This is a genomic window from Brachybacterium netajii (SeqCode), from assembly GCF_054114245.1.
On sequence record NZ_JBSYXB010000004.1, the window covers coordinates 344,278 to 355,074 of the forward strand.

Annotated in this window: 10 protein-coding genes; 6 read left to right on the forward strand and 4 right to left on the reverse strand. The window is 71.4% G+C overall.

The window, feature by feature from the left end:
- The first annotated feature begins 398 nt into the window (after nucleotides 1-398).
- Complete coding sequence (locus tag ACXET9_RS10665) at nucleotides 399-1,829, forward strand: multidrug effflux MFS transporter (RefSeq protein ID WP_457886562.1); 1,431 nt, start codon at nucleotides 399-401, stop codon at nucleotides 1,827-1,829.
- Nucleotides 1,830-1,833: 4 nt separating this feature from the next.
- On the opposite strand, the gene ACXET9_RS10670 is transcribed toward ACXET9_RS10665, so the two are convergent.
- Both ACXET9_RS10670 and ACXET9_RS10675 read right to left on the reverse strand, forming a co-directional pair.
- Nucleotides 1,834-2,886, reverse strand: coding sequence for a permease prefix domain 1-containing protein (locus ACXET9_RS10670; RefSeq protein ID WP_457886563.1), 1,053 nt, complete (start codon nucleotides 2,884-2,886; stop codon nucleotides 1,834-1,836).
- Nucleotides 2,883-3,218, reverse strand: a complete 336-nt coding sequence (locus ACXET9_RS10675; protein WP_457886564.1) for a PadR family transcriptional regulator — start codon at nucleotides 3,216-3,218, stop codon at nucleotides 2,883-2,885. The genes ACXET9_RS10670 and ACXET9_RS10675 overlap by 4 nt, the downstream gene beginning before the upstream one ends.
- A gap of 244 nt (nucleotides 3,219-3,462) precedes the next feature.
- Between ACXET9_RS10675 and ACXET9_RS10680 the strand changes: the two genes are divergently transcribed.
- Nucleotides 3,463-5,322: a ribonucleoside triphosphate reductase gene (locus tag ACXET9_RS10680; RefSeq protein WP_457886565.1), complete on the forward strand. Its 1,860-nt coding sequence runs from the start codon at nucleotides 3,463-3,465 to the stop codon at nucleotides 5,320-5,322.
- Nucleotides 5,319-6,182: an anaerobic ribonucleoside-triphosphate reductase activating protein gene (locus tag ACXET9_RS10685; RefSeq protein ID WP_457886566.1), complete on the forward strand. Its 864-nt coding sequence runs from the start codon at nucleotides 5,319-5,321 to the stop codon at nucleotides 6,180-6,182. Before ACXET9_RS10680 ends, ACXET9_RS10685 begins: the two co-directional genes overlap by 4 nt.
- Before the next feature lie 3 nt (nucleotides 6,183-6,185).
- On the opposite strand, the gene ACXET9_RS10690 is transcribed toward ACXET9_RS10685, so the two are convergent.
- The gene (locus ACXET9_RS10690; RefSeq protein WP_457886567.1) at nucleotides 6,186-7,583 is read right to left on the reverse strand and encodes a DUF418 domain-containing protein; all 1,398 of its coding nucleotides are present in this window, start codon (nucleotides 7,581-7,583) and stop codon (nucleotides 6,186-6,188) included.
- Between the two features lie 233 nt (nucleotides 7,584-7,816).
- On the opposite strand from ACXET9_RS10690, the gene nrdF reads away from it, so the two are divergent.
- The 3 genes from nrdF to ACXET9_RS10705 all read left to right on the forward strand — a co-directional run bounded on the left by nrdF (nucleotide 7,817) and on the right by ACXET9_RS10705 (nucleotide 9,985).
- Nucleotides 7,817-8,785 (forward strand): class 1b ribonucleoside-diphosphate reductase subunit beta, encoded by a 969-nt coding sequence (gene nrdF / locus ACXET9_RS10695; RefSeq protein ID WP_457886568.1) that lies wholly within the window; start codon nucleotides 7,817-7,819, stop codon nucleotides 8,783-8,785.
- A 174-nt stretch (nucleotides 8,786-8,959) separates the two neighbouring features.
- Complete coding sequence (locus ACXET9_RS10700) at nucleotides 8,960-9,733, forward strand: hypothetical protein (protein WP_457886569.1); 774 nt, start codon at nucleotides 8,960-8,962, stop codon at nucleotides 9,731-9,733.
- A 3-nt stretch (nucleotides 9,734-9,736) separates the two neighbouring features.
- Nucleotides 9,737-9,985 carry a hypothetical protein gene (locus tag ACXET9_RS10705; RefSeq protein WP_457886570.1) on the forward strand — a complete coding sequence of 83 codons (249 nt, stop codon included), beginning with the start codon at nucleotides 9,737-9,739 and terminating at the stop codon, nucleotides 9,983-9,985.
- A 19-nt stretch (nucleotides 9,986-10,004) separates the two neighbouring features.
- Here the strand turns inward: ACXET9_RS10705 and ACXET9_RS10710 are convergent, their stop codons facing one another.
- Nucleotides 10,005-10,721, reverse strand: a complete 717-nt coding sequence (locus ACXET9_RS10710) for a DUF6891 domain-containing protein (protein WP_457886571.1) — start codon at nucleotides 10,719-10,721, stop codon at nucleotides 10,005-10,007.
- Nucleotides 10,722-10,797 lie beyond the last annotated feature (76 nt).

The window sequence follows — 10,797 nt, forward strand, 5'->3', positions numbered from 1 at the left end:
CGACGACGGGGCCCGGGCGAGGAGGAATCCTCGCCCGGGCCCCTTCGCGTCGTCCGACGTCGTGCCCGCGCGCTGGCCGCGGTTCGCGGTTCGCGATCCTCGTCCGTCGTCGCCTCGCCCGCATGTGCGCCAGCGCACCGCGCATCCCGCGTGACGGCACCGCGCCGCGGGCTATAGGCTCCTCGCAGCGGTGACCGCCCCCGGCCACCGACCCCTCCTGACCGCCGTCGACCCCGTCGGCCCGCGACCCGCCCCGAACGCGCCGGAACGGCGCCCGCCCGGAGCCCGTCGTCGGCCCCGCCGTCGTCGGCCGGTTCGCTTTCCCCCGCCTCCTCGAGACCCCTCGAGCCCGACGCACCCCGAACCACCACTCAGAGCCCAGGGCGACCCCTCTTCACATGAACGTTCACGACAGCAGCATGCACCCCGATCCCGCACCCGATGACCGCACGGCATCCGATCGCGTCCCGACCTCCACCGGTCAGGTCCCGACGACGACGGGCCAGGTCCCCACCACGACCGGTCCGCTGCCGACGATGACCGGCGGCATCCCCGTCCTCGAGGACTTCGCCGACCGCGATGTCGCGCGCCTGCCCAGCGAGCAGGACCTCGCGAGGACGCGCGCCAAGGTCACCGTCATGGTGATCGTCGTGCTGACCACCCTCAGCGCCATCGGCCCGCTCGCGACCGACATGTACATCCCGGCGTTCCCGCAGGTCATCGATGACCTGGAGACGACGGCGGCGAGCTTGCAGCTGACGCTGACGGCGTTCTTCGTCGGCACGGCCGCCGGCCAGATCGTCGCCGGCCCCCTCTCGGACCGCACGGGCCGGCGCCTGCCGCTGCTGCTGGGCATCATCCTGTGCCTCGTCGGATCGATCGTCTGCGCGCTCGCGCCGAACGTGACGGTGCTGCTGATCTTCCGCGTGCTCCAGGGCATCGGCGGCGGCTTCGGGATGGTCCTCGGCCGTGCCGTCCTGATCGACATGACCGACGGCCCCGAGCTGTTCCGCGTCATGAACATCATGCAGGGCGTCGGCGGCGTCGCCCCGATCGTCGCCCCGCTGCTGGGCGGCCTGATCCTGCTCGTCGGGCAGTGGCGCGAGGTCTTCTGGGTGATCGGTGCGATGTCGCTGATCTCGCTGATCGGCGTGCTCTTCCTGATCCCCGAGTCGTTGCCGGTGGAGCGCCGGCATGCGGGCGGGTTCCGCGCCTTCGTGCGCAATGCGCGCACGCTGCTGGGCCGACGGAACTTCACGGGCTACATGCTCGTCAACGCCTTCTCCGCCTTCGGGCTCATGGCGTACGTGTCCGCGAGCTCCTTCGTGCTGCAGACGATGCTCGGCTTCAGCTCGCAGGAGTACTCGATCGCCTTCGCGATCAACTCCGTCGGCATGATGTCGATGTCGCTGCTCTCGGCGAAGCTCGCCGGCCGCTACAACCCGCGCACGCTGATCACGGCGGGCCTGTCGGTCGTGGCGGTCGCGGCGGTCGCGCTGCTGATCGGCTCGCTGTTCCTGGGGACGCCGGTGTGGATCGTGCTGCCGGCCTTCTTCCTGACGGTGGCCCCGCAGGGCCTGATCTTCGGCAACGGCGCGGCGATGGCCTCGCAGGAGGCCTCGGACTTCGCCGGCACCGGCTCCGCGCTGCTGGGCCTCGGGTTCTCGTTCTCCGCGTCGATCTCGGCGCCGCTGGTGGGCCTGGCGGGCACGAGCTCCTCGCTGCCCATGGCCATCGCCATGGTCGCGGGCGCCGCCATCTCGATCACCTGCCTCGTGATCACCGGGCGCGGGAAGGGGGCGGCGGCGCCGACCGGCGCCGCCGCCTGAGGGCTCAGCGCCGCGAACCCTGCTCCTTGTCCTGGCCGAGCGCCGCGGACACGCCCCAGAGCGCGGCGTAGAGGACGCCGGCGACCGGCCAGACCAGCCAGGTGGTGCCCCATTCGCCGGTGGTGAAGCTCCAGATCAGGTAGACCGCCGCGAAGAACGGCCAGTAGATCGCCGCGATGATGCGGATCGCGGGGGAGGGGCTGTGCTCGAGGGACTCGTGCTGCTTCTCCTGCTCGTGCAGGAGGGTGTCGGCGACGTGGTCGGCCCACCCCGCGCGCAGCATGATGAACAGGCCCAGCGCCACCATCACCAGGGTGAGGCAGACGCCCAGCAGGGGCAGCGTCGAGGTCTGATCGCCGTCGGCGAGCAGGCCGGTGATGATGACGGGGATCGCGCAGAGGATCCACAGCGCGATCGCGCCGGCGACGGCGACGACGGTGCGGCGCCGGGACTCGCGGCGCAGCTCCTCGGCGCGGGCGCGGACCTGGCGGGTGAGTGTGAAGCGCTGCTCCTCGATGTCCTCGAAGTCGGCCAGGCGCGAGCCGCGCAGCATCAGCAGCAGCATGCCCAGGCACACCAGCACGAGCAGCAGCACGAGTCCGACGATCACCCTCCAGGCCGCGGGCTCCGGTGCGATCGCGCCGGAGGCGGCGAGGAGGCCGAGCAGCGGGATCGGACACAGCACGAAGAGCGGGATCGCGACGGCAGTCATCCACTGGGTCCCGCGGACGCGCTCGAGGTACTGATCGATGCGGTCGAGCTCGAGCACCGGCGGGCGCGCGTCGAGTTCGTCGTCGCGCCCGGTGTCCGCTGCGGCGCCGCCGCGGCCCGAGCGACCGAGCTCGCGCTCGATCCCCAGCTCGCCGGCGACCTCGTCGAGGCTGCCGAAGTCGGCGATGACGCGGCCGAGGGCCTGGGACTCGCTGAGGCCCTCTTCCTTGAGCCCCTGCAGCTGGTCCTCCATGAGGGCGCGCAGCTCCGCGCGGGCCTCGAGCATCCGGGGCGAGGAGGGGTAGGGGGCGAACAGCGTGTCGAGGTAGGAGTCGATGACGGTCATGACGGGTCCTGCCCTTTCGCGAAGTGGTCGACGAGATCGCGGGTGAGGTGCCACTCGGCGCGCTTGGCGGCGAGCTGCTCGCGTCCGTCGGGGGTGAGGGAGTAGTAGGTGCGGGACTTCCCGGTGTCGGAGAGGTCCTCGCGGGAGTCGAGGAGGCCCTGCGCCTGCAGGCGCTTGACCGCGGTGTAGAGGGTGGTCTGCTTGACGACGTACTCGCCGTCGGAGCGGTCCGAGATCGTGCGGGAGATCTCGTAGGCGTACGAGGGGCGGACCTCGAGGATCGCGAGCACGATCAGATCGATGTGCCCCCGGATCGCATCGGCTCCGATCATCGGGGCCTCCTTCCGTCTGGCCGTCTGGTCTGCCGTCGGTCCGGCCGGTCTGCTGCGCCTAACGTACTACGGCTGACGTAGTACGGCAAGGGGTGCATCTTGCCGGGCCCTAAGTCCCGATCGTCGGCGCGTGATCTTGCGGCGAACCACAATCTCTTGGGGTGTCGGCGTGTTGTGACCCCTACATGTAGTGATCGGTTCGTAGCGTGGCAATCCCGCAGTCCCGCGAGATCAGGAGAGAACCATGACCGCCACGACCCCTGCGCCCCGCCTCGACGAGCGCCCGGCGAGCCCGGCGACCGCCGCGCGCACGCTCGTCGATCCCGTCGCCACCGTCACCGAGTACGTCGACCGCTCCGACTGGAGGGTCAACGCCAACGCCAACCAGGGCTACTCCGTCGGCGGGCTCATCCTCAACGCCGCCGGCAAGATGACCGCCACCTACTGGCTCGACGAGGTCTTCAGCCCTGAGGCGGGGCGCGCCCACCGCGAGGGCGACATCCACATCCACGACCTCGACATGCTCGGCGGCTACTGCGCCGGCTGGTCCCTGCGCGCCCTGCTCGAGGAGGGCTTCAACGGGGTCGCCGGCGCGATCTCCGCGCGTCCGCCCCGGCACTTCTCCTCCGCCTGCGGGCAGATCGTCAACTTCCTCGGCACGCTGCAGAACGAATGGGCGGGCGCGCAGGCCTTCAGCTCCTTCGACACCTACATGGCGCCCTTCGTCCGGCTCGACGCGATGGAGTACGCCGAGGTCCGCCAGTGCATGCAGGAGCTCATCCACAACCTCAACGTCCCCAGCCGCTGGGGCTCGCAGTGCCCCTTCACCAACCTCACCTTCGACCTCGAATGCCCCGAGGACCTGCGCGAGCAGGTCCCGATGATCGGCGGCGAGCCCGTCGGCTTCGCCTACGGCGACCTGCAGGCGGAGATGGACCTGATCAACCGCGCCTACATGGAGGTCATGACCGAGGGCGATGCCGACGGCCGCGCCTTCACCTTCCCGATCCCGACCTACAACATCACCCGCGACTTCGACTGGGAGTCGGAGACCGCCGAGCGGATGTTCACGATGACCGCGAAGTACGGGCTCCCGTACTTCCAGAACTTCATCAACTCCGACCTCGACCCCGGCATGATCCGCTCGATGTGCTGCCGTCTGCAGCTGGACCTGCGCGAGCTGCTCAAGCGCGGCAACGGCCTGTTCGGCTCGGCCGAGCTGACGGGCTCGATCGGCGTGGTCACCGTGAACATGGCGCGCCTGGGCTACCTCCATGCCGGGGACGAGACGGCGCTCATCGCCGAGCTCGACCGGCTGCTGGACATCGGCATGGACACCCTCGAGCGCCGCCGCGCGACCGTCCAGGAGCTCATGGACGGCGGCCTCTACCCGTACTCGACGCGGTACATGGGCCACCTCGGCAACCACTTCTCGACCCTCGGCGTGAACGGCATGAACGAGATGGTCCGCAACTTCACCGCCGACCAGCTCGACCTGCGCGACGCCGAGGGGCAGGAGATGTGCTGCCGGATCCTCGACCACGTGCGCGAGCGGATGGTCGAGTACCAGGAGGCCACCGGCAACCTCTACAACCTCGAGGCGACGCCCGCGGAGGGCGCGACCTACCGCTTCGCCAAGGAGGACCGCGCCCGCTTCGACCGGATCATCACCGCCGGCACCGCGCAGAACCCGTACTACACGAACTCTTCGCAGATCCCCGTCGGTGCCACCGAGGACCCCTTCGAGGCGCTCGAGCTGCAGGAGGAGCTGCAGGCGAAGTACACCGGCGGCACCGTGCTGCACCTGTACATGGACGAGGCGATGAGCTCGTCGGCCGCCTGCCGGGAGCTGGTGCGGCGGGCCCTGACCCGCTTCCGCCTGCCCTACCTGACCGTCACGCCGACCTTCTCGATCTGCCCGACCCACGGGTACCTCAAGGGCGAGCAGCTCGAGTGCGAGCACTGCGGCCAGGCCTGCGAGGTCTGGACCCGCGTGATGGGCTACTTCCGCCCCGTCGCCTCCTTCAACATCGGCAAGAAGGGCGAGTACGCCGAGCGCACCTTCTTCACGGAGAAAGCGGCGCAGGTCGGGAGCGCCCGGTGACGAGCGGCATCATGGGGCGGCCGACGGGGGAGACCCCGCCGGCCGCCCCGGCCCGTCCGGCCGGTCCTGTCCGCCCGACTGGTCCTGCCCGTCCGGTCCGGCCCGTCGCGTCGGCCGACGATCTGGCGATCGCGGGGCTGGTCCCGCTGTCGACCGTGGACTGGCCGGGGAAGCTCGCGGCGACGGTGTTCTGCCAGGGCTGCCCCTGGCGCTGCACCTACTGCCACAACACCGCGATCCTCGATCCCGCGGTGCCCGGCGCCGTCCCCTTCGCCGCGCTCGAGGCGCTGCTCGCGCGCCGTCACGGGCTGCTGGACGGCGTCGTGCTCAGCGGGGGAGAGGCGACGAGCCAGCATGCGCTCGTCCCCGCCGCCCGTCGGATCCGCGATCTCGGCTTCGGCGTCGGCCTCCACACGGGCGGCGCCTATCCGACGCGCCTGCGGGCGCTGCTGGGGCGAGACCGGGACGGCCGACGGGTCGAGGACCCGCTCGTGGACTGGATCGGCTTCGACGTGAAGGCCGCGCCCGGCGGGTATGACGCGCTCGTCGGCCGCGGCGGCGCCTTCGCGAAGGCGGAGGAGTCGCTGCGGATGCTGCTCGACGTCGGGATCGACCACGAGCTGCGCATGACCGTCACCCCCGCCCTGGCGGGGCAGGTGGAGGCCGTCGTCGACCTGGTGGCCGGCCTCGGCGGGCAGGGCCTGGTCCTGCAGCGCGCCCGCCCCGACGGCGCCGACCCCGTCTTCGCCCGCGCCCTCGGGGAGGTGGCGGACTGGCCGGAGCGCTTCGCGGCGGCGGCCGACGTCGGGCGCCGCCGGGGCGAGGAGCGCGGGGTCGCGGTGAGCGTCCGCACCGGCTGAGGCTCAGCGTGTCGGCGGGGCCGCGTCGATCCTCCCGTACGTCATCCGCCGCAGCAGCCTCTCGGCCGGTCCGCGCATCCCGCGCGCGTCCATCCAGGCGGCGATCGGCAGGGAGACCAGCCAGACGGCGACAGCGATCAGGACCGCCGGCGCCGTCGAGAGCGTCCCGCCCAGCCCGAGCCCCCAGGCCGCCATGAGCGGGGCGAGCAGCAGTGACTGGAACAGGTAGAAGGTCAGCGAGCGCTGCCCGACCGCGGCGAGCGCCCGCTCGAGGCGTCCCGGCTCGCGGGTGCGGGCGGGGACGGCGCCGGCACGGGCCGCGCCGTAGGCGCGCTCGGACGGCGCGAGCTCCCGGTCATCGGCCGCCGTGGGAGGGGCCGGGACAGCGGTGCGGCCCTCGAGCCGCACCGCGAGCAGGCCGAACAGGGCCGCGTAGCCGATGCCGCAGGCGACACCGGTGAAGGAGGTCAGGCCGGTGAGCATCCACGGGGCCTCGGCGGGCAGCGCGAAGACGCCCAGCAGCGCGAGCGCCTCCGGCAGGCCGCCCAGCCAGCCGATCGTGATGCCGGCGATGGCGGTGCGGCGCAGCAGGCGCACATGGCGCCACGGCTCGTCGAGGATCCGCCGCCGTGCCGCGAGCCAGCCCAGCAGGATCGGCAGCGGCGCCCCCATGAGCGCCGCGGCGGGCAGGGCGACCAGCCACAGGGTCAGCCGGTTCAGGACCGAGACGGGATAGGAGGCGTCATAGGCGAGGGCGCGCGTGAACCCCAGATCGGCGCTGTTCGCCGCCATCTCGGCGGCCGCCTCGGGCGGGAGGAAGCGCGACAGCACCACACCGCTGACGATGCTGAACAGCGCGAAGAGCGTCATCAGCGAGGCGAGCACGATCACCCAGATCCGCAGGGTGCGCGAGCGTCGGCCGAAGAACCACCACACGAGGACGAGCGCGGAGAGGGCGTAGACCCCGAGGATGTCGCCGTAGAACAGCAGCGCGGCGTGGAGAGCGCCCAGCAGCAGCATCGACCAGTGCCGACGGCGCAGCATGCGGCGCACTGCGCCCGGGGCGAGGCCGCGGTCGACCCGTGAGCGGTAGAACTGCACCATGCCGTAGCCGAACAGGAAGGCGAACAGCGGCATCGCGCGATGGTCGACGGCGACCGTCATCACGGCCTGGACCGCGGTGTCCAGCGGGCTGTCGGCGGGGACGTGCGGGGTGCCGCCGACGGACTCGGTCGAGCCCCACAGGAACCAGCTGACGTTCGCGACCGCGATGAGCGCGAGCATCAGGCCGCGGGCGATGTCGGGGGCGAGGGAGCGGGCGGGGACGGTGCGGTCGACGACGGCGGCGACGGCGGCGTCGGCGGCGGAGGGGGCGGGGACGGGTGCGGAGGAGGAGGTCACGGGAGGCCTTCCGGTCGGGCGGACCACGTGCGGTTCAACCTAGCCGCGGTTGCGGCGCGCTCCCCACGACGAAAGTCATGGATCCGCCCCCGTATTCTCCGCCCCCCGTATTCCCCGCCCTGCGGTGTCCTGTCCCACCGCCGGTCCGGCGGGCCGGAGGGCCATCGGTCGACCCCGGATGCCTAGACTGGAGGGCATCCGACCACGACCCCCGAGGAGCTAGTGAGGCTGCGGTGAACGACCACCTGAAGACGACGGTCCAGGCGATCAACTGGAACCGGATCCCCGATCCCAAGGATCTCGAGGTGTGGGATCGCCTCACCGGCAACTTCTGGCTGCCCGAGAAGGTGCCGCTGTCCAACGACATCCAGTCCTGGGGCCGTCTGACCGAGCAGGAGCAGACGCTGACGATGCGGGTCTTCACCGGCCTGACGCTGCTGGACACGGTCCAGGGCACCGTCGGCGCCGTCTCGCTGATCCCCGACGCGATCACCCCCCACGAGGAGGCGGTGTACACCAACATCGCGTTCATGGAGTCGGTGCACGCGAAGTCCTACTCGCAGATCTTCTCGACCCTGTCGGACACGAAGCAGATCGACGACGCCTTCCGCTGGAGCGAGCACAACGAGCCCCTCCAGAAGAAGGCTCGCATCGTCATGGACTACTACCAGGGCGACGATCCGGAGAAGCGCAAGGTCGCCTCCACGCTGCTGGAGTCCTTCCTCTTCTACTCGGGCTTCTACCTCCCGATGCACTACTCCAGCCACGGCGAGCTGACGAACACGGCGGACATCATCCGCCTGATCATCCGCGACGAGGCCGTGCACGGCTACTACATCGGCTACAAGTTCCAGAAGGCCTACGAGAAGGCCTCCGCGGAGCGTCAGGCCGAGCTCAAGGACTACACCTTCTCGCTGCTCTACGAGCTGTACGAGAACGAGGAGGAGTACACCGAGGACCTGTACGACCCGGTCGGCTGGACCGAGGACGTCAAGACCTTCCTGCGCTACAACGCCAACAAGGCGCTGATGAACCTCGGCTTCGAGGGCCTGTTCCCGCAGGACCAGGTCGAGGTGAACCCCGCGATCCTCGCATCGCTGTCGCCGAACGCCGACGAGAACCACGACTTCTTCTCGGGCTCCGGCTCGAGCTACGTCATGGGCAAGGCCGTCGACACGGACGACGACGACTGGGACTTCTGAGGTCCGCAGAGACTCTCGAGTCCTGTGAACCGACCCGCCCAGGGCCGACGAGGGGCCCGGGTCCGCAGCACGGCTGCGGACCCGGGCCCCTCGCATATCGCGGACGGATGACGCTCCGGTGAACTCCTCGCCGGATCGACCCCGACGGTCGGCCTCGCGGCCTGGGGTTCCACCATGGATACCGCTTCCGAGACCCGCGACCTCGCCTGGACGACCGAGCTGATCCGCCTCGGCGGCAGCATCCCGCTGGTCGTCCTCGCCCTCCTGCTCGGCGTGATCTATGCGGCGACCGCGGTGCCCGAGCGGCTCGACCGCTGGGATGCCGAGAGGTCCTGGACCCTGCGGTCGGCCCGCTTCGTCGAGACCGCGGACGGTCTCGCGGTGGCCACCACGAGCATCCGGAACCAGGGGCGCGAGGACGAGGACCCGCTGGCCCTCGAGCTGCTCGACGCCACGACGGGGGACTCCCGCTGGCGCGTCGAGATCCCGCGCATCGCCGGGGACCCGCAGGAGGCGATTATCATCGGCCAGGGCGACGGCGCCGTCGTCGCGTACGTCGGGACCGAGATCCAGGTGTACGAGGAGGCCGACGGCGAGCTCCGCTCGGCGACCGACCCGCGCGGAGACGCCGACGTGTCCGATATGGGCGTCACGGCCGACGGGTCGGCGGTCGCCTGGTGGTTGAACGGCGACGGCGCCGAGGCGAAGAGCCTCGATCTCGCGACGGCCGAGGTCACCCCGCTGGAGGCCGAGGATCCTCCCGCCGATGCGGCGCAGAGCGCCGGGTGGGATCTGGCGATGCGCGCCTACGAAGAGGCCGTCCTCGGCGCCGAGAACGACGAGGTCCGGTTCTCCCTGGGCCCCGGCGGGTCGATCGGGCCATGGCAGATCGACGAGACCTACTCGGCCGGTGCCGGGCTCACCTCGATGCGCCCCCGCGACGGATAGCAGGTGAGCGAAGACGACGGCGAAGGCGGCTATGTCGACGACAGCTGCGTCGACGTCGCGCTCGGCGACGCCTCTTGGACGGTCACCGACTTCGAGATCGTCGACGACTCCCTCGTCGCCCTGGTCGCGGTGGCCGACGGCGCCCACGGCACGCGCGTCGCCCTCGCCGCGTCCCCGCTGGAGCAGGTGCGCGGCGGGACGGGAACCGTCGACGTGGAGCGGTCCGAGGCCTTCGGCGGCACCCCCGCCTGACGGTCGGGCGGTCCGCCGGTCAGCGGCCGCGCGGGAACAGGCGCGAGAGGATGCTGCGCGGCTGGGCGACCGCAGGGACCTCCCACACGAGGCCGGAGACCTCGATCCGCGAGCGCGGATCGCCGCTCCAGCCCGCGGCGAAGCCCGCGTTCGCGAGCTCCTCGACGACGATGCGCGCCACTCCGGCGGCCTCCTCGCCGAGTCCCGCGGTCATGCCGGAGAAGCCGATGAGCAGCGGCCCGCCGACCGCGAGGCGGCAGATGTCCTGCACATGGCTGTAGCAGTAGCCGACGGCACCTGGCAGCGCGCGGGCGGCCTCGTACCCGTACTGGGCGCCCTCGCCCGCGTCGAAGGCCGGCGGACCGAAGACCACCGCGACGCCGCGACCGACGATCCGCTCCTGCGCCTGCTCGAGGGCGATCGCGTCGGCGGACTTCGCGGGGACCATGCGCCGGTACTCGCGGATCAGGCCGTCGACGAAGCGCTCGGCATCCTCCCGTGCGGGCTCGGCCAGGTCGGGCAGCAGGGCCCCGAGATCGCCGTCGTCCTCGAGCTCGTCGATCCGCGTGGCCAGCGTCGACCGGGGCTCTCCCAGCACCAGGTCGAGCACCATGGCCTCGGGACCGGCGATGATGTCGGGCTGGTGGCGGAAGGTCGCCAGCGCCGGTCGGCGCGCGGGCTGGGAGGGACTGCCCGGTGCGCGCCCCGGTCCGGGCCTCGTCGTGTCGTCGGTCATGGGGTGCTCCGTCCGTCGTGCGGCACCGCGAGCGCCATGACGTCCCCCGGCGTCTCGCGGATAATCGGCATCCAGC

Bases quoted from the DNA above. Each gene is read 5' to 3' on its own strand.
- ACXET9_RS10665 (WP_457886562.1), top strand. From the start codon at position 399: ATGAACGTTCACGACAGCAGCATGCACCCCGATCCCGCACCCGATGAC.
- ACXET9_RS10670 (WP_457886563.1), bottom strand. From the start codon at position 2,886: ATGACCGTCATCGACTCCTACCTCGACACGCTGTTCGCCCCCTACCCC.
- ACXET9_RS10675 (WP_457886564.1), bottom strand. From the start codon at position 3,218: ATGATCGGAGCCGATGCGATCCGGGGGCACATCGATCTGATCGTGCTC.
- ACXET9_RS10680 (WP_457886565.1), top strand. From the start codon at position 3,463: ATGACCGCCACGACCCCTGCGCCCCGCCTCGACGAGCGCCCGGCGAGC.
- ACXET9_RS10700 (WP_457886569.1), top strand. From the start codon at position 8,960: ATGGATACCGCTTCCGAGACCCGCGACCTCGCCTGGACGACCGAGCTG.
- ACXET9_RS10710 (WP_457886571.1), bottom strand. From the start codon at position 10,721: ATGACCGACGACACGACGAGGCCCGGACCGGGGCGCGCACCGGGCAGT.